Origin of the sequence: Halalkalibacter alkalisediminis (assembly GCF_028610705.1) — a bacterium.
Classification (GTDB): Bacteria; Bacillota; Bacilli; order Bacillales; family Bacillaceae_D; genus Halalkalibacter; species Halalkalibacter alkalisediminis.
Genome location: NZ_JAQQWT010000027.1, coordinates 21,655 through 44,551, shown reverse-complemented (window position 1 = coordinate 44,551; position 22,897 = coordinate 21,655). Strand labels below are relative to the sequence as shown.

The following is a 22,897-nucleotide window of genomic DNA, read 5'->3' as shown; positions in this document are numbered from 1 at the left end:
AAATCCATTTTTAAAATCAATAAAATGAAAATTGGATTCTTGTATGATTCATGAGATAGGCTTTATGAAATTGATTCAAATGAAATACTTAAAAAATTCTTCGTCCAAATGGGTTGCTTACTCGTTTTCATTGAAATCATTCCTTTTTGGTCCTAACTTTTCTAATAGAAAGAGGAGTTGCTGTTGTTCTAGCTCTGTTAATTGCATAATGTATTGTTGTTCCATAGTTTGAATGCTTTTTTTAACGAGTGGAAATGTTTTTTTTGCCATATCTGTCAATTCTACAATGCGCTCGCGTTTATCTGCTCCATGCCTCCTTATAATCCAGCCACTTGCTTCCATTCGTACAAGCGTCCGTGTGACGGTTGGCGCTTCAACTTTCAAGTATTGCCAAATATCGGTTTGAGTCATGGGCCCTTTTTCGGTGAGAGTATAGAGGATCGTCCACTGAGCCGTATAGAGTCCATATTCCTGCAATTGTTCGTTCAATTCCTTTGAAAATAATCGTACCTTTTGATTTAACGTATGAAAGAGGTTGCTTGTATCCATAATCGTCCTCCATTAAATTATTTACCTAAGTAAATAATCGTTCTTGAATTTATTATATAGGATGTAAGTAGATTACGTAACCCTATAAAATAAACATTATATAGAGATTGAGTTTATGAATAAAACGAGATCACGGCAATTGTACATAAAAATAGTCATATGCCTCTTTCATTTCCAGTGAAAAATGGTTGCAGGCCCTTGTCTGAAGAAGGCATGTATAGGTGGGAGAAACGATTTTTCTTATCCTTCGACGTTAACCTTTTTCTGAATAAAATCCTCGTCTTCTAGGAAAACTGTTGCAGAGGTGAGGAAATAAATGGGTTTTTTAGATCTTTTCGGTCAATGGCTTGAAAAGCGAAATGAGAAAAGGATTGAATTTGCTAAATCACAGGGCACGTGTCCGGAATGTCAGGGCAAGGGTGTGAACCTGTTAGGAATGGAACAATATACGATGAGCACCTTTTATGTCTGTTCTGGTTGTAGTGGCAGCGGATCGTTTTCTGATTGGGTGGAAACGAATTAATGGTAAGTGAGATGAGTAGGTTACTGGAGAAGGTTTTCACCTTTTTTAGTAACCTCTTTGCGTTTTAAAATCCTTAAAAGAATGAGCATCTTGCCGAATAAGAGCTTTTTATTAGAGCTTTTGTCATGTAGGAGGAAAATGGTCATAATCGCATCTAATATGTAAACAAACACCAAAATAAACGATGGGGTGAGCCTATGGAAAAAGGACAAAAAAAATATACAATTAAGGAAGTCTCTAAAAAATTAAAAGTCTCAGTAGGAAAGCTAAAAGAATGGGAAGAGTCGTTTTCACATGCTCTTTATGTACAAAGGACAAAAACAGGAGCGAGACTATACTCTGATTTTGAAATAGAAACATTAAAGAAAATCAAAATCCTAAAAGATCATCATATCAACGATGATCACGTCAACTTTATACTTGATACAAATTATGAAGTAGAACGTGATGATGATATAAGCGAAACAACTTCTCCAGAAATGGTAGATATGCTTGTTTCCTTACAAAACGATACGACAGAAACCATTCAACAACTAAATGAGTCTTTTGCTCAAGTGAAAGAAGAAATCATCCTAGATTTAAAAGAAGAAATAAAAACGGAATTAAACGCAGGGCATCATAAAACAAAGTCTCTTATTCAATCCTATTCTCACCTTGTCGTAGACAGAGCAGAACATACACAAGAAGAAATTACTAAACTAAGACAAGACATTCACCGTGAGGAAGAAGAGAAATTATTTATTCAACATAAGCTTGAAGAAAGGGAAGAGCAGTTTCAAGAATTTGTACTAGCTTATAGACAGTCTGCTGCTGCTAAGCAAAGATTTCCTAATTGGTTAAAGATTTTTAAAATGAAAAAAGAAGGAAGTATGGATTTAAATTAATAGAGATGAGTGGGTTATGCCCTCTGGTTTAAAAGTGAAAAAGAGAAGCCACTGAAAAAGTCCCTTTAAGCAGATTCTAGGAAATAGCAATGGCTTCACTTGTTGCGCGCCTGTTATGAGAAACCCACTCATAGCAGGCTTAAGACAAAGCAACGGTTCCATTGCTTAAAGGCCATTGAAACAGGTGAAAGCCGTACCTTTTTCAGTGGCCTCATTCTAACTCCTTTTTCAGCGGTTTCTCTTTTTTAGTGCCATTTTTTAAAACGGAGAGTCAGCTAGCAGTTGCTGTATGCTTTATCTCAATGAGCGCCAAAAATAGGAACCTCCTCTTTATAGGCATTAAATTTTGTTTCTGGTGTCCCTCTTGATACTATGTAGTTGTAACTTGATCAAGAAAGGACCATGAAAATGTCTAATATACAAATACCTGTATCTGTTTTAAATCTAGCCCCGATTCGCCAAGGGCAAGGGTCAAAGGAAGCCATTGATGCGATGGTAGATCTTGCCCAAGCAACCGAGAAATTGGGCTATACTCGTTATTGGATTGCAGAACATCACAATACATCAACGCTTGTCAGTTCAGCGACTTCTATATTAATCAAACATACGCTCGAACATACAGAGCACATACGTGTTGGATCTGGTGGGATTATGTTACCGAATCATTCACCTTTAGTAGTGGCGGAACAATTTGGTACAATGGCAACAATTTACCAGGATCGTCTTGACTTAGGACTAGGGCGGGCGCCTGGGACAGATATGAAAACGGCTAATGCATTACGCCGAACCCAAAAAGATGTCTCGGTCTACACATTTCCTGAAGACGTCAATGCCTTGCTAACTTATTTTGGTCCAAAAGAGCGTCAAAGCTATGTTAAAGCTTATCCAGGGGTTGGTACGAATGTTCCGATTTACATCCTTGGATCCTCGACGGAATCCGCTTATTTAGCAGCAAAACTAGGCTTACCTTATGTATTTGCTTCACATTTTGCGCCAAGATACATGGAAGAAGCTATTACGATTTATCGAAATCGATTCCAGCCATCCGAATATTTAGATGCTCCAAATATGATGGTTTGTTTGAATGTCATTGCAGCTGAAAGTGATGAAGAAGCCAAACGTGAGTTAACAACAATGCAGCAATTTTTCCTAAATGTCGTACGGGGTACTCAAAACCCATTAATGCCGCCTGTTGATAGCATGGATGACATTTGGAGCTCACACGAAATGGCTTTGGCTACGTCGATGTCGAGTGTGACGCTCATGGGAAGTAAAGATACTATCCGAGAGCAGTTGAAGAGTTTCCAAGAGAAATATAATGTAGATGAAATCATGGCGGTCTCTTATATTTATGATGCTGAGAAACAAAAACGCTCCTATGAACTATTTAAAGAAGTGGTTGATGGGAAGTAGAGTACGAGTGTGAACTGGAGGCACAGAACCTTCTTCGGTGGCTCTTCTATGGCAAGGATTTATTTAGGAAAAGAAAACAAGTCAAGAGGACATAGGTTACGTTAATCAACATTTTGACATGAGTTCCGCTATTTTGTTATTTCAATAATGTTTTGCCGTCAATTTGAACTAAACGGAACCAGTGTCCGGCTCAATGGACTCTAGCGGTTGGGCACTGAATAAAAATAATGATATTACATAATAGCTTGGAGGAAAGTTAATGGAAATAGGAGTAAGTACATTTGTAGAAACAACTCCGGATGTTGAAACTGGTGAGGTCATCAGCCATGCACAGCGAATACGTGAAGTAGTTGAGGAAATCGTACTGGCAGATCAAGTGGGGGTGGATGTCTTTGGTGTTGGTGAACATCATCGTGAAGATTTTGCAGCATCGTCTCCTGCAGTTGTACTTGCTGCTGCTGCTTCGCAGACGAGTCGGATTCGATTGACAAGTGCGGTAACGGTGCTTTCTTCAGCCGATCCTGTGAGGGTGTTTCAGGATTTTGCAACTCTTGATGCGATTTCAAACGGGCGCGCGGAGATCATGGCAGGCCGGGGTTCGTTTATTGAATCCTTTCCGCTATTTGGGTATGACTTAAGAGACTATGATGAATTGTTTAATGAGAAGCTGGAGTTGCTGTTGAAAATACGAGATTCTGAAAAAGTAACTTGGAGAGGCGGACATCGTCCAGCGATTGATAATCTTGGGGTGTATCCACGCCCGGTTCAAGATCCCTTGCCTGTTTGGATTGGCAGTGGTGGGAACTCTGAATCTGTTATTCGTGCGGGGCTCCTTGGATTGCCACTTGTTCTAGCTATTATTGGTGGACAACCGTTGCAATTTAAGCCGCTTGTGGAGCTTTATAAAAAGGCAGCGACTCAAGCAGGCCATGACCTATCCAAGCTACCAATTGCTTCACATTCACATGGATTTATTGCCGAAGAATCTGAAGTGGCAGCCGATAAATTTTTCCCGTCGACCGAGCAAGTGATGAATAAATTAGGGCGAGAGCGTGGTTGGGGACACTATGGTCGATCGAGCTTTGATGCGGCTCGTAGCCTTGAAGGAGCGCTATATGTGGGAGATTCGGACTTTGTAGCCGAAAAGATCATTTACCTACGAAAAAATGTGGGCATCACTCGCTTTATGTTGCATGTGCCGGTCGGCTCCATGCCTCATGAAGATGTGATGAAAGCGATCGATTTATTGGGGAAAGAGGTAGCACCAAAGGTTCGTGAAGAAATATCTAGGTGGGAAGCTGAGGAAGGGAATTAGGTTGTTAAAACGTAACTTTAGAAATATTAAATGGGTAAGACTAACCGCACGTGGTTAGTCTTACTGGTGTTTCACTGTAAAAGATTCTTCTAAAGAGGAAAAAGCGGCTTTTACATTGAAAAAGTAATACTCTCTTAAAACAGCTTCTCCCTCACATATTCAACAGGCATCTTATGACCCGTCCTAGTTGAAAAGAGCGTGCACCTGCCCACACTCTGCAAGCGCAACACCAAATTTCCTTGCTATTCCAAATGAAGTTTACAATAGCAATTTGAGCTTTGTACTTTGAAGATTTTTCAACTGGACGATGAACGGTTGTTTCAAAGCCAAAGTCTAATTGGGAGGCCGGGATTCCCAATTTTTCATATTCCCTCACAGTATTTGGACATAAGGGAAAAATATAGTCTGGTTGCATGGTTCTAACTAATGGAATTGCCCAAGCATCTGTGGTTTGCCCGGTTTTCTAAGTAGATCATAGAATTTACTGATGAACGATCCAACTCTAGTCAACCGCGCATCACTGACAAAAAGATTAAACTTCTGCCTTGAGACTGCAGTCTGGCCCTTCCAAATAGGTCAAAAACTCCCCTTCTTAATAGCCTCTTTATATTTCTTTAATTTATAGATAACAGACGGTTGGCTAATTCCTAAATACTCAGCCATTTCATAGGTCGTTTTACATTTTGCGTATGCGCTTAAGATTACTTTCAATTCGACCTCTTCCAAGGTTTCTTTTAGTGTCTTTCTTTCTATGATCTCTTGATCGAAGTTCCATGGCGGATCTACCGTTTCCTTGATGTCTTTTTGAAGGTCAAAGGGAAGGTGTTCGGGTACGATGATTTGCTCCTCAATCGTTAAGACGAGACGCTCTAGCAAATTTTCCATCTCGCGGACATTTCCAGGCCAATGATAGTGAATCAATAGTTCATACGTAGTTGGATGTAATTTTTTGCTTGTGTCATATTTTTCATTGATGGACTGGAGATAGTGCTGCAAGAGAATCGCGATATCATCCTTTCTTTCACGTAAGGGGGGAATGTCAACTGGAACCACATTTAATCGGTAGTATAAGTCCAGTCTGAACTTGCCTTCATCTACCATCTTTTTTAAATCTTGATTGGTGGCTGTAATTAAACGGAAATTCACCTGAAGTTCGTCTTTTCCACCAATCCGCATCAACTTTTTCTCCTGAATGACTTTCAATAATTTTACTTGAATGGCGAGTGGCAGTTCTCCGATTTCATCTAAAAATAACGTGCCATGATTTGCTTGCTCAACTAACCCTTGTTTTCCTTTTCTTTGTGCACCAGTGAATGAGCCTGGCTCATAGCCGAACATTTCCGATTCAAATAACGTTTCAGGTATGGTGCTGCAGTTCACTTCAATAAAAGGTTCTTTGTGACGCTCACTTTGATCGTGAATAAAACGGGCAAGCGTGCTTTTGCCGACCCCTGATTCCCCTAAAAATAAAATGGTTGCATCGGTTTTAGCTACCCGTTGAATCGTTTTAAATAGCTGCTGCATTTTCGCGCTACGAAACAAGATGCGATGGCTGGCTTCCTTTTCACGTAGTTTCTCAACTTCCGTTTGAAAGCCTGCCACTTTCGTTTGCAATTGCTTGTACTGCTCTTGAAGCTGGATGATCTCTGTTTGATCTTGGCTATAACTAATTGCTCTAATTAATCGTCCTTCTTTATTAAAGACAGGATAACCAGTCGACATTACGACTTGTCCTGTTTTGGTGTGCTGCAAGATACGAACGACTTTTTTTTCCTTTAAAACGAGGACGTTAACGGAAGGAGAGAGAACGCCTTCTTTTTCAAGATCGTACACGGACTTTCCTATATACGAATCAGCTTTTACCCCATACATCGTCCAATGATTAGGATTGGATCGTAAAATAATCCCATCTTCATCGGTAATCGTAATGTTGTTATTGGACGTTTCGACGATTTTATCTAATTCTATTTGTAACTCTTCGTCCACCGTAAATCGCCCGCCTCTCATCATCTTTTGATTTAAATATGAATCAAATCCACTGGATAATCAATATTTAAATCGGATTTTTCCGATTTTGATTAAAAAGTTGATCAAAGAGGATGGAAACATCTGTCATACCCGCTTAAAAAAGTTGGCACCATTCTTGCAATAATAAAAGTATAAGAATCTATTTGGAAAGGGAGTCATCTTCATGAATCAGTATATTCACGAATTAGAGGAATTAGATAAAAAGCATTTCCTACACCCAACATCGCCGATTCAACAACAGCAACAACACGGTCCTAGTTTCATATTTACGAAAGGTGAAGGAGTTATGTTAGAAGACATAAAAGGATATAAAGTGATTGATGGCATGTCTTCTTTATGGAATGTTAATATTGGTCACGGAAGAGAAGAAATGGGAAAAGTGGCGTTGGAACAAATGTCAAAGCTAGCATTTAGCTCTTGCTTTGCAACATTTAGTAATGAACCGGCGATCAAGCTGGCGGCTAAACTCGCTGATGTTGCACCGGGACATTTATCCGCTACATTTTTCACATCTGGAGGATCAGAGTCAAATGATACAGCTTATAAGCTTGCGAGACATTATTGGATTTTAAAAGGACTACCCAAAAAGAAAAAAATCATTACAAGAACAAAGTCCTATCACGGTGTAGCAATGGGAGCGACCAGTGCGACGGGATTAAAGCCGTTTCGTGACTTCACGAACTCATTAGCACCAGATTTTCATTATGTAGAAAATACGTCATCAGAAGCTCTTCGCCAAATGATTGAATTAGAAGGACCTGATACGATTGCCGCATTTGTTGCCGAACCGGTGCAAGGAGCTGGAGGTGTGCATATCGCGCCCGATAACTATTTTAAGGAAGTTAGAGACATTTGTGACGAATACAACCTGTTAATGATCACAGATGAAGTGATTACCGGATTCGGGAGAACGGGTACGTATTTTGGCATCGAGCATTATGATGTTGTGCCTGATATGATGTGCTTTGCGAAAGGGGTTACGAGTGGGTATGCACAGCTAGGTGGAGTGATGATTTCAGAAAGGATGCATCAAGATTTTGCTAAACATTCAACGGGTACATTGCTACATGGCTATACCTATAGTGGCCATCCCATGGCTTGTAGTGTGGCGCTTAAAAATTTAGAAATTATTGAGAGTGAAAATCTGATCGACCGTGCAAAACAAATGGGAGCTGAGATGCTAGCTGGCTTTAAAGCTTTGCAAAAAAGTCAGTCCATCGTGGGTGAGGTAAGAGCTCTTGGGTTAATGGGAGCGATTGAATTGGTGAAAGACCAAGACACAAATGAAAGATTCCAAGAGCCAGTCGCGCCATTAGTAGTGGCCGAAGCTGCTAAACGTGGGCTCGTGATTCGCTCGGTTGTATTTGATGGCCAGGATACACTCGTGATGGCCCCACCATTAGTGATAAATAAAGAAGAAATCAATCAAATGATTACGATTTTAGCTGAGACGATTTCAGCAGTTGAAATAACATATAAAAAGGGGATTGAGGGATGAAAAAAATGTTATTCATCAATGGAGAATGGATAGAAGCTAAAAAAACAACTGCTCTTTTAGCTCCGTATAGCGGGGAAGAAATGGCTCAAGTGGCTAGTGCTGATGAAAATGAGGTGGAACTAGCATTAGAAGCAGCGGATCGTGCAAAACTTTCAATGGCGAAAATGCCGAGTCACAAGCGTGCAACAATTTTAGAGAAAGTAGCCAGATTACTTGAGGAAAGGTCAGGCGAAGCTGCTAGAATCATTGCAACGGAGTCCGCTAAACCGATTACGATTGCCATGGGAGAAGTTGAGCGAACAATTCAAACATATAAGTTTGCAGCAGAAGAGGCAAAACGTATTCATGGGGAAACGTTACCGCTAGATGCTGCCCCTGGTGGCGAAGGGAGAGTTGCTTATATGGTCCATGAGCCGATTGGAGTCATTGGTGCGATTACTCCATTTAATTTTCCGATGAATCTAGTGGCCCATAAAGTAGGTCCCGCTCTAGCAGCAGGGAATACAGTTGTATTAAAGCCGGCAGAACAAACACCATTATCCGCTCTTTTCATTGCGGAACTTTTTCAAGAAGCAGGGCTTCCAGCAGGTGCTCTTAATGTGGTAACTGGTAAAGGCTCGCTTATTGGAGAAAAGATCGTAGCCGATGAGAGGGTTAGTAAAATCTCCTTTACAGGTAGCCCTGCTGTAGGAATTGGGATTCGCAGTAAAGCAGGATTAAAGCGCGTGACATTGGAGCTTGGCTCCAATGCAGCTGTCATTATTGATAACGATGTAAAGCTTGATCACATTATCGACCGGTGTGTGGTAGGAGCTTTTTCGAATCAAGGTCAAGTATGTATTTCTTTACAACGCGTTTATGTTTTGGAAGAATTGTACGATGAATTTGCATCAAAATTTACAAAAGCCACAAGCCAATTAACAGTTGGAGATCCATTAGATCCTAAGACAGACATTTCTGCTTTAATTAGTGCTAAAGATGTTGAGCGAGCATTGACGTGGATTCGGGAAGCGGAACAACAGGGAGCTCAAGTTGCAATTGGAGGCAGAGCAGACGGCAGCGTTTTATTGCCTACTGTGTTACTCGATGTTGATCCATCACAAAAAGTCTCATGTCAGGAAGTATTTGCACCAATTGTCGTTATTAATAAGGTAAAAACGGTTGAAGAAGCCATTGAAATGGTCAATGAATCAAAATACGGATTGCAAGCAGGCATTTATACAGACAACATTCATACGGCTTTAGACGCTGTTGAACATCTTCATGTAGGTGGAGTGTTAATCAATGATATCCCTACATTCCGTGTTGACCATATGCCTTACGGTGGAGTAAAAGAAAGTGGGATTGGCCGAGAAGGTGTGAAATATGCGATTGAAGAAATGACAGAAAAGAAATTGGTTGTATTTAATCGGAATAGATAGAGTTTATGGTTTAGTCTTGGAAGATATGCGCTGTGATCTAAATAGCGTTAAATAACGGAACAGAGCATAGGTTTCTGCCACCCCAGGTGCGTTAAATATATGTGGTGGCAGGAACCTTTTTTATTGATTTACTCCTCACTCTCTAAAAAATCCTGAAGTTGATTCAGCCGCTCATCATATTCTTTCGTATCAATCTCTGCATCGACTTGATCACCTAAATCTATGTTTTCCCACTCCAGCTGCTTTTCCTGAGTCGCCACATTATTTTGTCTAACACTCTCAACAGGAGGAGAGGGGATCTGTGAGTCTTCACGCTGATCCATTTCTCTAAGTCGAGTAAATAAATCCTTATACTCATCTTGTAATCTCTCACGTTCCTGTACAATTTGTTGCATTCGTAGATGGATGGCTGCTCTTTCATCAAACACCATAGCTCACTCCTATACAAAAAATAGTATTTTCTAAATCATAGCATAATTTTGTTTTTTGTTGGGTGATAAAGTATGGTGCGAGAGCAGGGTAGTCAGTGTATGGTAACGCATTTGTTTCTATGAGACGCATATCTCTCAAAGTTGATGCAAGATAGTGATGAGTTAAATTTAAGCATGATTTATACAAATCATTGGACAAATTCTAAGCCTTCATTTTAAAAACTAGCAAGTCACCTTCAGATTGCAGCTTTTATGTTAAAAATAGACCGTTTTGACCGATTCATTCGTTCCACTAAAAAGGCCATGCATATACTAAAGCGAGCACGTGCCGTAGCTAAACTTTTTTGCTAGTACTACTCTGATTTCTTTTTGTAAAACCATTTATCAGCAATGAAAAGGAATAGCACTAAAACGAACGCGTACAAAAGATTATCCCCTAGTCTCAGTTCGATTCCCCGAATATTGTCTACAAGTATGATTACCAACAGAGCGGATATAAAATAGGAAGGATAATACCAATATTTACGGATGATATTCACGCAAACACCTCCAATTAGCAATTTGTTCCATTCTAATTCATAACAGAAAACGATTCAATCTATCAAACCAAACTATTGCTGTTCTCACAACTTTCTTTAATGCTATTAAACACAATCAATTCTTAACAGCCGCCTCTACCCTTGTAAAAGCAGGAATCAGAGGAAGCCCAGTTGTTGTTGCTGCAACCCTTGCTGTTCTTTCCTATCAATGCATTAGAGAAATTGGATGGAGATAAACAAATATACCTATTTGAAACTCAAAGAGCCGATAATACTATTATTATCGGCTTTTTAGTAGTATATAGACATTTCAATTGTTCTTTGATACTGTTTAGTAGAGTAGTGATGAAAATGAAATATGAGTTAATTAAGATATCTTCCTAACGATGTCCCTGATAACTTATTCACAAGGAATGAACTTAAGTACATGGCTTTAGTTCCTTAGTTTCTTTAAGAACCTGATTCGATGGCTCATTATACAGACCAAAAGAGAGCATATAATCTTTATGGTGTTGAAATAACGAGGAAACCGAAATCTTAAAATACAAAAGGAATTTCTCTCTCGATTACAGAATTTCAGCCGTTTCTAAACCTTCAAACCGTATATTCTTTCACAATTTCACCACCAATTAGAATGTTCGTTCTCGGGAATGTATGTTCTAATTTTACCACGACAATGTATGATGCTGCATCAACTAATTTTAGTATTTGTTGTTGTTGTAAATGAGGTCACTTTAGTGGTCTTAAAACAAAAAGAACACCACTTATCGTTTAAGTGATGTTCTGAATTGAATATAATGTGCAACATTAAAGACAATTCACTACTCTAATAAGATTAGCTAATCACTTGTCTTTAATTTTACATAGTAGTGCTGCTTTTTCAACTTTTCTTAGCTTAAATCACTTGCAACAATCTCCCAAACACACGATTAGTTCCCAGCTCCTCGATACTTCTTCACCCCAGTATTCCATAACAGGACCGCCATCGTTAAAAAGATCACACCCATCACCGGAGTCAAGAACGCATACACATACCATTCTTCCCTTTGTAAAAAATAAGCAGCGGGGTACACGCCAACAAAGGCAAAGGGCAAGATCCACGTTAAAATATAGCGAATCACACGGTGGTAAATATCGACTGGGTAGCGGCCATAATTTCCTATGTTATACATCATCGGCATTATGTCTGTTCGGCTATCTGACCAAAAACCAATACTCGCAAGCGATATAAAAATACCCGCATAGATAAAGGCTCCACCCATCACCATAGCAATAAAAATAAAGAGATCATACCAAGCGTACGTTAAGCCTAAGCTCGTTCCAGCATAGTACATTATCGCTAAACCGGTCATCACGCCAAATAACGACTCTAACTCCATTCGTTCCATAATAATTTGGAATAGACTATGAATCGGACGTGTTAAGACACGGTCCATTTCTCCTTTGACGATATAGCGTTCATTAAAATCCCAAATGTTAAAGAAGGATGAAAACAAGGCGTAGGGAACAAGGAAGAACCCATAAATAAAAATGATTTCTTCACGGTTCCAGCCAATTAAAAAGGTCGTATGACCAAATACCACTAGAATAAAAATTAAATTTACAGCTTGAAACAATAAGTCTGAAAAAATTTCAACGATCGTATCAACGCGATACGTTAATCTTGTTTTTAAATATTGAGAGGCATATTGAAAGAAAATAGAGATGTAAAACATTTGTTAGCCTCCTTGCACAATTAACTGTTTTTTTGCTAGAGACCATAACAGTTGAATTGGTATCATTAATATCATCGCCCAAAATGCTTGCAGCATCACGGCCGTATAAATCTCGTTGCCGACAAACCCTTCAGTGAAAATCATGCTAGGTATATAGCTAATCGCCTGAAAGGGTAAGTACATCATCACCGACTGTGCCCATAGAGGGTAAAAAGAGATCGGTAGTAAGAGGCCAGAGAACAAGTCAATTACGACACGTTTCGCACGAATTAGCCCCGAATTATTAAATAAGAAAAACGTCATAATCCCAGTAAGTAAGTTAATTTGCGTATTGACAATAAAACTAAACACGAGCGAAACAAAGAACATCAACCATGTCGTTAAACTAGCGGAAAAACTGATTGGAAAAAGTAAAGCAACAATGACCATTCCAGGTACAGAAAAAAACAATAACCGGAATAATCCTTCTCCAAGTCCTTGCATCGTTTTCATTCCTAAATAGTTATAAGGCCGAATCATTTCAATCGCTACTTTGCCATCGTGGATTTCCATCGCGATTTCACGGTCAATATTATTAAAATAAAAAGCTCTTGCCATCCAAGCTATAGCTATATAGGTGGTCATCTGTAGAACTGATAACCCTTGAATGTCTTCTTGTCCTCCGTAGATCGCTGTCCATAAAAAATAATAAGCCCCAATGTTAATACTATAAATTAAAATCCCGCTATAATAGTTCGTTCGGTAAGCAAGCATCATTAAAAACCGAACTCTGATCATTTCTATATATTGACTCATGAAAGGGCCATTCCTTCTTCATAAATCTTACGGATGATTTCTTCGGTGGAAACTTCATTGATTCGTACATTTTTAATGGGATTCTTTTGAACAACTGTGCTTATTAGATCAGATGCAACACGTTCATCGCCATTCACATTGGCGAGCCATGTCGTTGCATCTTTTTGTTCCCAAAGAACGTTTGCGGTATCAGGCAAATCAGTCACATAGATGTCTGTTAGAAATTGAAATTCAACCTGTTTTCCCTCAACTGCATTTGCTTGAAGTTGATCGAGCCTGCCATCATAAACGATTTTTCCTTCATCTAATAACACAACTCGTTCGCACAGAGCTTCGATATCCGTTAAGTCATGTGTGGTGAGAAGAATGGTCGTTTTATACTGTTCATTAATTTCTTTTAAAAACTTGCGAATTTTTAATTTTACTAAAACATCTAACCCAATCGTCGGCTCGTCTAAAAAGAGGAGGGGAGGATTATGAATTAAGGCTGCAGCTAATTCACAACGCATTCGTTGTCCGAGCGACAATTTTCGTACCGGTTTATCTAATAAAGGACCAATTTCTAATGTTTCAATGACATGACCCATATGATTGTTGTAATCTTCATCGGAAACACGGTACACCTTTTTTAAAAGTCTGAATGATTCTTGCACCGCAATGTCCCACCATAACTGGGAACGTTGTCCAAAAACCACTCCAATTGAGCGGACAAATTGTTCTCGTTGTTTATGAGGATCCATCCCATTGACGATAATCGATCCTGATGTAGGTGTTAGAATCCCAGTTAACATTTTGATCGTGGTCGATTTGCCAGCGCCATTTTCTCCTATGTAGCCGACCATCTCTCCTTGTTTTATGTTTAAGGAGATATTATCAACGGCTGCAAGCACTTTATAATTCCTCGTAAATAAGTCCCTAAAAGCTCCTGATAAACCAGAACGACTTGAATACGATTTAAATTCTTTTCGTAAATCTTGAACTTGAATAATGTTCTTATTTACGTCCATTTACATTCCCCCTAAGGCTAAAAGACAAAGCCTGATTCTCTCTTTCATGACCATGCGCTTTTTTTAAAACACAGTATAGTGTAACTCGTCTGAATCGTTACAGCAAGTGGAATCGCTTGATATTTACAGCTTGTTTCAGTCTAAGCATTTTTGTTTTTTTACCAAATCTAAAAAGAATCATGGGTGCACTCACTCTTTCTATTGGAGGAGAACTTATAGAATTACTCACTGTTTTAATAACGGTGTATCAGTTCATGAAAAAAGTTAAAGCTAGGGAGAGAGAAAAAAGGATAGGCGAAGTAAGTTAAAAGGTAAAGGAAATTCTCCTATCTGATGAACAAGTGCAAATATCCAGAATGTAGTCCCATGCGTTGAAAAAAGTGTCGCTCGGCTCTTTTTAGTGGAAGAAGGGAAAGAGAATCTTCAAATTTTTTGGAAAATAGATTGACAGCAACAAGCAAATCGTGATAAAAACTGTATATACATAATATTTTTAGTGCATAAAAGCGTAAAAGCATAAAAGTGTTAAAGTGTGCGAATTTGTTAACTGAATGAAGAGTAAAAAATAGTATCTCAGGGGGATTATTATGGAACATATTGGCAAAATTATAGACTGTACCATTCGTGACGGAGGTTTGATTAACAATTGGGATTTTAGTGTAGAGTTTGTTCAAGATCTGTATGATGGCTTAAGTGCTGCTGGTGTAGAGTACATGGAAATTGGTTATAAAAACTCACCTAAACTTCTTAATGCAACAGAGCCTAATCCATGGAGATTTCTTGATGATAACTTCCTAAAAGAAATTCTCCCTGAGAAGAAATTTACAAAACTATCGGCTCTTGTAGATATCGGGCGTGTAGATCCTGATGATATATTACCACGTGAACAAAGTCCTCTAGATATGATCCGGGTGGCTTGCTATATCCGTGAAGTGGATAAAGGCTTAGAGCTTGTTCAAATGTTCCATGATTTAGGATATGAGACATCACTAAACATTATGGCACTTTCAAGTGTTCCTGAAAATCAACTAATTGAAGCATTTAAATTAGTGAAAGAAAGTCCTGTAGATGTTGTCTATATTGTCGACTCCTTCGGAAGCTTAGATCCTGCAGATGTAGAACATCAGGTTAAAAAGTTCAAGGAGATGATTCCTAATAAACAGCTTGGAATTCATACACATAACAACATGCAGTTAGCATTTGCGAATACATTAACGGCAATGAGAAATGGTGTGACTTTCCTGGATTCCTCTGTTTATGGTATGGGTCGTGCAGCTGGTAACTGTAATACGGAGTTACTTGTAACTCACATACAAAAACCAAGTTATGAGCTTAAACCTGTCCTAGGCGTCATTGAAAAGCACATGCTAGAAATGCGTCAAAAATGGGAGTGGGGTTATATCATTCCTTACATGATTTCAGGTACAATCAATGAACATCCACGTGTCGCAATGGCTTACCGTGCAAGTGAAGACCGTGATCAATATGTCAATTTCTATGACAAAGTAACATCACCTGAAGCCTCATTAGCTCCAGAGTCAAATTAACCTATTTAAGGTACCTCGATTGATTGGGGTACCTTATTTTTGGTGGATGGTTTATGGGTGGGTTTATCGGTTTTTATGGAAGAAGTAAATGTAAAACAGATAACCCCAAAAGGGACACTTTTAAAAGTGCCCCTTTTGGGGTTTTAACTTATTAAATTTTCTCAAACAATCCAATAGTAAGTAGAGATTCAAGGCCTTCTTGACTTTGGCTGTCGCGAACTTCAAATTCTACTTCTTGATTAGGTTGTAAAGAGATTGCTAGTAAACCTAAAAGGCTTTTCGCATCTATAACCCAGTGATCTTTTCGAATTAAAATGGTTTCTGGATATTCGCTAGCTTTATTGACTAGGCGACTTGCGTCATCTCCAAAAATCGGTTTTAGCACTCTTACCCTCATGTATTCACTCTCCTTTAAATGTTTGAATATTTCAAATATAATATACCATAATATAATTGAAGTAGATATTTATTTTTAATAGATGTGTTAGAACTTGGACGAACAGACCTAGTTGATATAAAAGGCTAAAAAACTTCTTTAAGTTCACTGTGAACTTAGAGAAGCTTTTTTTATGAAGGATTAGAATGATTTCCCATAGGGTTAAAAAACCTTTATATATATAGGGGTACTGTGATCGATGTTACAGCAACCATAAGACTCGCCTTATAAAATGTAGATAGTTCAAAACTTAGGATCCAAGGGGATGACTTGTATGATCGTAAATGAATTAATTGCAACAAAGGAAATCTATGCAGGAGAAGTAGTCGAAAACTATTACGTAATTTACGAAGAAACACGAAGTAAGGATTTCGTACTCAAGAATAACTTTTTTCTAGAAAAGAGTAGTTTTATTGAAAAAGTGATCTCCATCTTCAAAGGTGACTCATTCTCTACCTTACAAAAAATAAAAGCATATCCAATTGAAAATATAACAATAGAGTCCATGAAAGAGATCATTGGGAAGGACCTTCCTGAACTATTTAGTAAAGGTTGAAGGGTTATTTTTGTTTATAGTGGCACAATCTCCAGAGTTTTGAGGAGTAATACTTTTGATGAATAATGAGGCGATAAAAAAATGACAACTGAAAGGTATAGTTTTAAAATTGTTGATCGTCTTCAAAAAATAGATGAAGATATTCAACGAAGTGAATTGAGATATCACACGAAAAGAGTTCTTGTAAGCAAAGAATTTACATTTGATGCAGCCCATCATTTACATGCCTATGAAGGAAAATGCAAAAATCTTCATGGTCACACTTACAAGATTATCTTTGGAATAAGTGGTTTTGTAGATGAGATTGGAATTGTCATCGATTTTGCAGACATTAAGAAAATATGGAAAGAAGATATTGAAGTATATTTAGATCATCGTTATTTAAATGAAACTCTTCCTAAAATGAATACGACTGCGGAAAATCTTGTTGTGTGGATATATGAAACGATGAAGACATCCTTACTGCAAAGACAAGACCAATTTAATGAAGCGAGAGTTGAATTTATTCGACTATATGAAACTTCTACAAGTTATGCCGAAGTCACTAGAGAGTGGATGGATGTAGAGTGAATGATTAAAAATGGAGAAATAACGTTATAAAAACCAAACATCTCTGCAAAGAAGAGTTTGAAATCGGGAAAGAAGCATTAAATATGATTTGTGAACAAGTTAATGTGATTTCACCCGAAAATGGAGAAGTTCTATAAAGTCTGTGTAACAAGGACCTTGCATCACAAGATAATGCAAGGTCCTTGTTTTTTTTAAGAAAGCAGTAGGATGGGGAATAACCGATGAATGTAAAAAGGAACATGCAAATGAGCCTAACGTATTTATGAAAATCATTGTTTGATGAGGACTAATTCCATTGTTTTAAGGGGCTGGAATTATGGCCTTCTATCGGTGTATCCCTGTAATAACCATGTCGATTTTATGGTATGCAAGTATATGATGTCCTTTTTTAAGAATATTTGTTGGAATTCAACTGTAAAAATCAGGAATTTGTAAAAGGTTTTCTTCTTGCGATTATCGAACTACTTTATAGTCCCTGTGTTGTTTAGAATATGAAGTAGGGACTGGCTTATCAACTAAATAGAAAGGAGGATTTGCTAATCATTCACTTAAAAACTAACGTAAGGGAGAGGGTATATATTGATCAAAAGAACCTTGTTATTATCTATCGTCTTCGTAATTTTATTAGCGCTTACATTTAGAACATCAGGACAAGCTAGTTCAAACTTTCATGAAACTATTGGGCAATCCCTGCAACCAAGAACCGTAAATATTGGAATATTACCAGTAGAACCAGATCCAAATAAACCTGTTATTGTGTTTGTTCAAGGACTAACGAATAACTCTACCACTTGGTATCAAGGAAATAATATGTACGAATTAGCTGTACAGGGGGGATTTGAAACGGCTTTTGTTGAGTTACACGACTCAGGTGGAACACCAATGAGTTATTGGGACAACGGTGCAATGCTTGCGGATCAGCTTGAACAAATATCAGAATACTTTAACGGGAAAAAACTTGCGGTTGTGGGGTATAGCAAAGGTGGAATCGATGCTCAAGTTGCCTTAATTCATGAAGGGAAACATCACCTAGTTTCTGATGTTGTTACCATTGGATCTCCACACTGGGGAAGTGAATTAGCCGATCTAGCCAATAGTAGATCACTTGGTTGGTTAGCAACATTACTAGGCCAAAACAGTGAAGGTACTCAAAGTTTGCAAACTGGGGTTATGAATCATTTTAGAGCCATCACAGACAATCGCTGGGAGACTCAGCAAAATCGATATTATTCGATCGCAGGTAATCGAACGGGGCCTATTTTTAGTAATTACTGGCTAGGTTCAGCCTTTATTTCAGGTCCAAGTGACGGTGTTGTATCCGTGGCTAGCGCCCATTTACCATATGGTGAAATGCTTGCTGTAGGAAACTGGAATCATGGTGAAGTTCACCGAGGTTCAAATGCCCTTCCTTTTTTCAAAGATAGAATTGAAACTTCCAAACCGATGGAGGAAGCAGCATTTGATTACTTCTATGACAAAACGGGAACAGGAGAGGTAGATCGACTAGTTCGAGGGGGAGCTCAAAATGGAATCGCAGAAGAGACTTTTTTTGTTGAAAACGACGTGAAGAAATTAACAATCAACTGGATGAGTGCAACAAAACTCGATTCTGTTGAACTTGTAACTTCGGGAGACAACGAGCGTAAAACGTATGAAGTAGTCGCAGTCCAAGATACAGACTATTTTAATGGAGCGTGGCATCACTTTTTAGAACTAGAAAACCCTAAAAAAGGTAAATGGACGATCATTACGTATACAGAGCAACTATCAGCTTATGCTCTTCTTGTTAAGTTTGACTCTAACCTAAACAAACAGCTGAAACTTGAAGAGGATGGCAATAAGAAAAATTGGAGATATCACGCTAACTTTACGGCTGGTAACAACCATGAAAACACGCCATTTAAGTTGTTTTACGAAATCGACTTTGTTCCTAGAAAAGGCAAAGAAAACAAACAAATTGGCCACAAAATAAGAGAGTATAGACAAGCTCAAAAACATAATGAAAAGAATAAAGTAACGATTCCTGATCGTGGTGAAGGAGCATACAATGTCACTGTCAACATTGAAGGAATGACGCCGTCTGGTGATAAGTACCAAAGAACGGTAATCAAATCGATCTACATGGATGATAAAGGGAATGCTTATTAAAATCTTAAGTCCTAAACTAGATGGAGTTGGTATAAGAATATACTCAGAAGAAAGATAAATGACTGTATGAGAAGTTCGCAATGAGGCTATAATTTTCATAAAGGTTCCTGTTCCTCGGTGTGTTTAAACAGTGGGGAACAGGAACTTTTTTTGGAATAATCCTAAAAAATAAGTTCTTTTATTGTGATACATGTTACAGCAGAAGTTTGAGAGTCCTAATACCATAATGGTAGTTCTATATTTTATTATACAAGGGGATGACTTGCATGATCGTAAATGAATTAATTGAAACAAAGGAAATATATGCAGGTGAAGTGGCTGATAATTACTATGTTATTTACGAAGAAACGTTATGTAAGGATTTCGTCTTTAAGAATAACTATCTATTTGAGAAGAGCAGCCTTATTGAGAAGGCGATTCATATTTTCAAAGGTGATTCATGCTCTAGCTTACAAAAAGTAAAAGCATATCCTATTAATCATGTAGCACTCGAGTCCATGAAAGAGATTATTGGGAAGGAACATCCTGAGATCTTTAATAAGGGGTGACAGTGAGCCAAAGTGGGTTCCAACTCACTTATTCATACAACAGTGGCCTTCTCTTAAACAGCTCATTAAGGGAACCTGTAGAGATGATGTTGCATCCTTCACCAACCCTTATGCTCTTCTTGACGAAAAATAATGTAAAGAATATGATGAGGATAAATGAAGTGATTAAAGAGGTAGACGGACAAAAAATCAATCAGGATTCGTTGAATGTAAACCGACATATTCAAAAGTTCAGTGGTCTAAGAAAGGCTATTGGCTTCTTGAAATGTCGGTTTTTTTTTGTTGAGTCTTTTATGTGACCGTTTTTATCTGACTCCATTGAAGAACAAAATTCTTATGTTAGGGTTCAAGGGTTAGGGTGAATAATATAGTTGGATAAGTTTATAAAAGTGATGCTAGAGCTTGTAGAACTTCATTTTGTAGAATAGCAATCGAATTTGATCAACTACGTTCGTTTGAGGAAGTAGAAGAAACACATATAGGCACCGTTTCCTTTCTGCATATACACTCTATGATGGAAGAAAATTTTTTGTCTAGGTTTTTGTCTAGGATTGTAGAGATTGCCATGAATGGTGAATTAGACTTAGACATTGAAGGACTTTATAAAGGGTATATCATTAGGGGCTATTAGTAATATTTACAAAAGGGACGTTCCGTTTATCATGAAGAATCCTTTAAAAGACGCTGCTTTATGTAGGGTTCATTCAAACAAGCGATTGTTAGTAAAATAACAGTTGCTTGTTTTATTAGGTTAAGAAAGCACTTGTGATAGGGTCGTATAAAAATATTCCTTAGTGAACGTATAAATGGGTTGGTTCTATTAGACGAATCTTTGATTACTTAGGTGAATAGTATAGAGGCAGGGGGGAGGGTTCCTTATGGTATGAAAATCGCTTATACAATGTCGGGGGTGGTAACCCCCGTCGGATTCATTGTGGTGGTAAGTGAGTATTGCATCCTCACAACGGATAGCGCTTGAATAATTGGTACGATGTAGTCTCTATTTTTCTAGAGTAAGTATGAAAGTTAAGTTGATTTTGGAGGGGGAATGATGCAACTTTTTTACACAGTCCGTCCAGGAGATACACTGTATCAAATTGCGAGGCGATGGGCAATCCCGGTGGATTCCCTTATTGCCGCGAATAATGTGATTCCACCTTATACGATTTACGTAGGTCAACAGCTTTCTGTACCTCCTGGTGTTGATGTGATTCGTGTAAGGCCAGGAGATACAATCTATACCATTTCTCAATATTTCGGTGTTCCACAAGCCCTTATTTTTGAAATAAACCAGCTTGAGCCTCCTTATACCATTCAAGTCGGTCAATTGTTAAAAGTTCCACCTGGTAACCCCTACTATATCGTTCAGCCTGGAGACACGCTTTATCAGATTGCTAGGCGATTCAATGTAATAACGGGAGGACGAAGCAACTACGAGTTGATCAGGCAGGTTAATCGGCTTCCATCAAATTTGATTTTCCCAGGAATGAAGTTGGTCATTCCTTATGCTCCTTTAGGGGATCAAGGGTTTATTGCTTATATATCCAACCGTGGCGGAAGCTATGATCTGTGGTTATATAACCTCAGCGATGGTGGCAATGTACAGCTTACAACTGGTTTAGGAGATTTATTTTCAATCCCTTTTTGGTCACCAGACAGTAGACATATTGCCTTTGTAGGTCGTAATAGAATTCTTTACGTATTCAATTTAGCTGAAGAGAAAATGGCTCGTATAGACCAGTTTGAAGAGGGAGAAGGTAGTTATTTAAATTGGTCACCTGACAGTCGAAAATTAGTTTATACAAGACAGAATCATATAATCTTGTATGATGTTTTCACACATCAATCCGAAAGAATATTACAGCCTGGTGCAACGGACACTCAATGGTTTCCGAATGGGACAGAACTTCTTTTTCAAGCACCTGATCCATCAGGGATTAGTCAACTGTTTCGTATTCAAACCGATGGAACCGGTAAACGTCAAATCACCCAAAACACCGGTGGTCGACTTAATCATGTGCGCCTGTCTCCTGATGGCTTGTATGCCCTGTATACAACGCCTGGAGTTAGTATTTCATTGATTTATACCGTGGACATCATCACAGGAATTGTGAGTGAAGTGAGGGGAGGACCACTTGCCAAGAACTATTTTCCGGCATGGTCTCCGGATTCATCAAGCATTGCTTACAGTGCGACTGCTTTTGAAAACATCGGATATTTTTCCCTTATTCGAACGGTGGGGAGGCAAGGAGAGGGTGACCGAACAAGAGCTATTTCGAATTGCTTTGCTACGCCAATTACCTGGTCACCAGATGGCCGTAATCTCGCCTATCTATCAGGCTGTAACAACCAAGGAATGGCGAGCGAACTATGGTCCATTGACATAGGGCATCCTGTTCCGATCCGGTTAATAGAAGGAGTGGCGATCACATCTTTACAATGGTCCCCAATGCCAAACTCTGCGTTGATAAGGACCTATCGCAGTACGATCTATAAAGTTCAATTTCAATATCCTGCACATTGGCAAAAAATAACGGATGAAAGATATGAAGGCACAGAGGGCTTCTTCCAAATTTCAGCGATTTCTTCAGATGAACCGATTCACAAAGTTTGTCAAAATGAAGCATTCCAGCAATTATTGCCGTACGGTTCGTCACCACGCACCATTCAAACACAAATTCAACATCAAGAGGCATGCTTTATTATCCCGTCAGAGGACCAACCTACAGAAATGAGAAATCAAGCAGCTTTGATTGTCCAGTATCCACAACCTATTCCAATCGAAGGAACAACGTACAATTACTTTATCTTATGGGCAGACCAAGATCATATAAATGAGATAAGCTCAACCCTCATTTTTTTGTAGGAAAAACGACGAAATGGCTTATAAGTAGCCTCGTAACATTCTAATTAGCTGCCCAAATCATTTAGTGGTTTGGGTTTTTAGTTGTCATCTTATTATTGTTTCAGTTGA

The 22,897-nt window shown here is 38.5% G+C and carries 19 protein-coding genes and 1 pseudogene; 13 read left to right on the top strand and 7 right to left on the bottom strand.

The features are described from left to right. Positions 1-117: 117 nt before the first annotated feature. Complete coding sequence (locus PQ474_RS21080; RefSeq protein ID WP_273847538.1) at positions 118-549, bottom strand: MarR family winged helix-turn-helix transcriptional regulator; 432 nt, start codon at positions 547-549, stop codon at positions 118-120. A 316-nt stretch (positions 550-865) separates the two neighbouring features. Here PQ474_RS21080 and PQ474_RS21075 point away from each other — a divergent pair, with 316 nt between their 5' ends. The 4 genes from PQ474_RS21075 (at position 866) to PQ474_RS21060 (ending at position 4,684) form a co-directional block, all read left to right on the top strand. Next, the gene (locus PQ474_RS21075; RefSeq protein ID WP_273847536.1) at positions 866-1,072 is read left to right on the top strand and encodes a methionine aminopeptidase; all 207 of its coding nucleotides are present in this window, start codon (positions 866-868) and stop codon (positions 1,070-1,072) included. 197 nt (positions 1,073-1,269) lie between these two features. Further along, a complete protein-coding gene (locus PQ474_RS21070; protein ID WP_273847534.1) occupies positions 1,270-1,956 on the top strand; it encodes a MerR family transcriptional regulator in 687 nt (228 codons plus the stop codon). A 408-nt stretch (positions 1,957-2,364) separates the two neighbouring features. Then, positions 2,365-3,369, top strand: a complete 1,005-nt coding sequence (locus PQ474_RS21065; RefSeq protein ID WP_273847531.1) for an LLM class flavin-dependent oxidoreductase — start codon at positions 2,365-2,367, stop codon at positions 3,367-3,369. A gap of 259 nt (positions 3,370-3,628) precedes the next feature. After that, a complete protein-coding gene (locus PQ474_RS21060; RefSeq protein ID WP_273847529.1) occupies positions 3,629-4,684 on the top strand; it encodes an LLM class flavin-dependent oxidoreductase in 1,056 nt (351 codons plus the stop codon). Between the two features lie 576 nt (positions 4,685-5,260). Here PQ474_RS21060 and PQ474_RS21055 read toward each other — a convergent pair. Beyond that, positions 5,261-6,691: a sigma-54 interaction domain-containing protein gene (locus tag PQ474_RS21055; protein ID WP_273847527.1), complete on the bottom strand. Its 1,431-nt coding sequence runs from the start codon at positions 6,689-6,691 to the stop codon at positions 5,261-5,263. Between the two features lie 184 nt (positions 6,692-6,875). On the opposite strand from PQ474_RS21055, the gene PQ474_RS21050 reads away from it, so the two are divergent. Both PQ474_RS21050 and PQ474_RS21045 read left to right on the top strand, forming a co-directional pair. Beyond that, positions 6,876-8,210, top strand: coding sequence for an aminotransferase family protein (locus PQ474_RS21050; RefSeq protein ID WP_273847526.1), 1,335 nt, complete (start codon positions 6,876-6,878; stop codon positions 8,208-8,210). Continuing rightward, positions 8,207-9,631 carry an aldehyde dehydrogenase family protein gene (locus PQ474_RS21045; RefSeq protein WP_273847524.1) on the top strand — a complete coding sequence of 475 codons (1,425 nt, stop codon included), beginning with the start codon at positions 8,207-8,209 and terminating at the stop codon, positions 9,629-9,631. The genes PQ474_RS21050 and PQ474_RS21045 overlap by 4 nt, the downstream gene beginning before the upstream one ends. A 128-nt stretch (positions 9,632-9,759) precedes the next feature. Here the strand turns inward: PQ474_RS21045 and PQ474_RS21040 are convergent, their stop codons facing one another. The 4 genes from PQ474_RS21040 to PQ474_RS21025 form a co-directional block, all read right to left on the bottom strand. Then, positions 9,760-10,062, bottom strand: coding sequence for a hypothetical protein (locus PQ474_RS21040; protein ID WP_273847522.1), 303 nt, complete (start codon positions 10,060-10,062; stop codon positions 9,760-9,762). Between the two features lie 1,468 nt (positions 10,063-11,530). Beyond that, positions 11,531-12,316, bottom strand: a complete 786-nt coding sequence (locus tag PQ474_RS21035) for an ABC transporter permease (protein WP_273847520.1) — start codon at positions 12,314-12,316, stop codon at positions 11,531-11,533. A 3-nt stretch (positions 12,317-12,319) separates the two neighbouring features. Further along, the gene (locus PQ474_RS21030; RefSeq protein WP_273847518.1) at positions 12,320-13,111 is read right to left on the bottom strand and encodes an ABC transporter permease; all 792 of its coding nucleotides are present in this window, start codon (positions 13,109-13,111) and stop codon (positions 12,320-12,322) included. Continuing rightward, the gene (locus PQ474_RS21025; RefSeq protein WP_273847516.1) at positions 13,108-14,118 is read right to left on the bottom strand and encodes an ABC transporter ATP-binding protein; all 1,011 of its coding nucleotides are present in this window, start codon (positions 14,116-14,118) and stop codon (positions 13,108-13,110) included. Before PQ474_RS21025 ends, PQ474_RS21030 begins: the two co-directional genes overlap by 4 nt. 587 nt (positions 14,119-14,705) lie before the next feature. On the opposite strand from PQ474_RS21025, the gene PQ474_RS21020 reads away from it, so the two are divergent. Then, positions 14,706-15,665, top strand: coding sequence for an aldolase catalytic domain-containing protein (locus PQ474_RS21020; RefSeq protein ID WP_273847513.1), 960 nt, complete (start codon positions 14,706-14,708; stop codon positions 15,663-15,665). Positions 15,666-15,816: 151 nt separating this feature from the next. On the opposite strand, the gene PQ474_RS21015 is transcribed toward PQ474_RS21020, so the two are convergent. Continuing rightward, complete coding sequence (locus tag PQ474_RS21015; protein ID WP_273847511.1) at positions 15,817-16,062, bottom strand: HPr family phosphocarrier protein; 246 nt, start codon at positions 16,060-16,062, stop codon at positions 15,817-15,819. Positions 16,063-16,375: 313 nt separating this feature from the next. On the opposite strand from PQ474_RS21015, the gene PQ474_RS21010 reads away from it, so the two are divergent. The 6 genes and pseudogenes from PQ474_RS21010 to PQ474_RS20985 all read left to right on the top strand — a co-directional run bounded on the left by PQ474_RS21010 (position 16,376) and on the right by PQ474_RS20985 (position 22,789). Continuing rightward, on the top strand, positions 16,376-16,657 hold the full coding sequence (locus tag PQ474_RS21010; RefSeq protein ID WP_273847509.1) for a hypothetical protein: 282 nt from the start codon (positions 16,376-16,378) through the stop codon (positions 16,655-16,657). 81 nt (positions 16,658-16,738) lie between these two features. Further along, complete coding sequence (gene queD / locus PQ474_RS21005; protein WP_273847507.1) at positions 16,739-17,227, top strand: 6-carboxytetrahydropterin synthase QueD; 489 nt, start codon at positions 16,739-16,741, stop codon at positions 17,225-17,227. Between the two features lie 579 nt (positions 17,228-17,806). After that, the gene (locus PQ474_RS21000) at positions 17,807-19,375 is read left to right on the top strand and encodes an alpha/beta fold hydrolase (RefSeq protein ID WP_273847505.1); all 1,569 of its coding nucleotides are present in this window, start codon (positions 17,807-17,809) and stop codon (positions 19,373-19,375) included. A 266-nt stretch (positions 19,376-19,641) separates the two neighbouring features. Continuing rightward, entirely contained in the window at positions 19,642-19,923 is a 282-nt protein-coding gene (locus PQ474_RS20995) for a hypothetical protein (protein WP_273847503.1), read from the top strand. Positions 19,924-20,338: 415 nt separating this feature from the next. Beyond that, positions 20,339-20,554: pseudogene (locus PQ474_RS20990) on the top strand (DUF6407 family protein); the annotation flags it as partial. Between the two features lie 420 nt (positions 20,555-20,974). Next, on the top strand, positions 20,975-22,789 hold the full coding sequence (locus tag PQ474_RS20985) for a LysM peptidoglycan-binding domain-containing protein (RefSeq protein WP_273847501.1): 1,815 nt from the start codon (positions 20,975-20,977) through the stop codon (positions 22,787-22,789). The last annotated feature ends 108 nt before the right edge of the window (positions 22,790-22,897 follow it).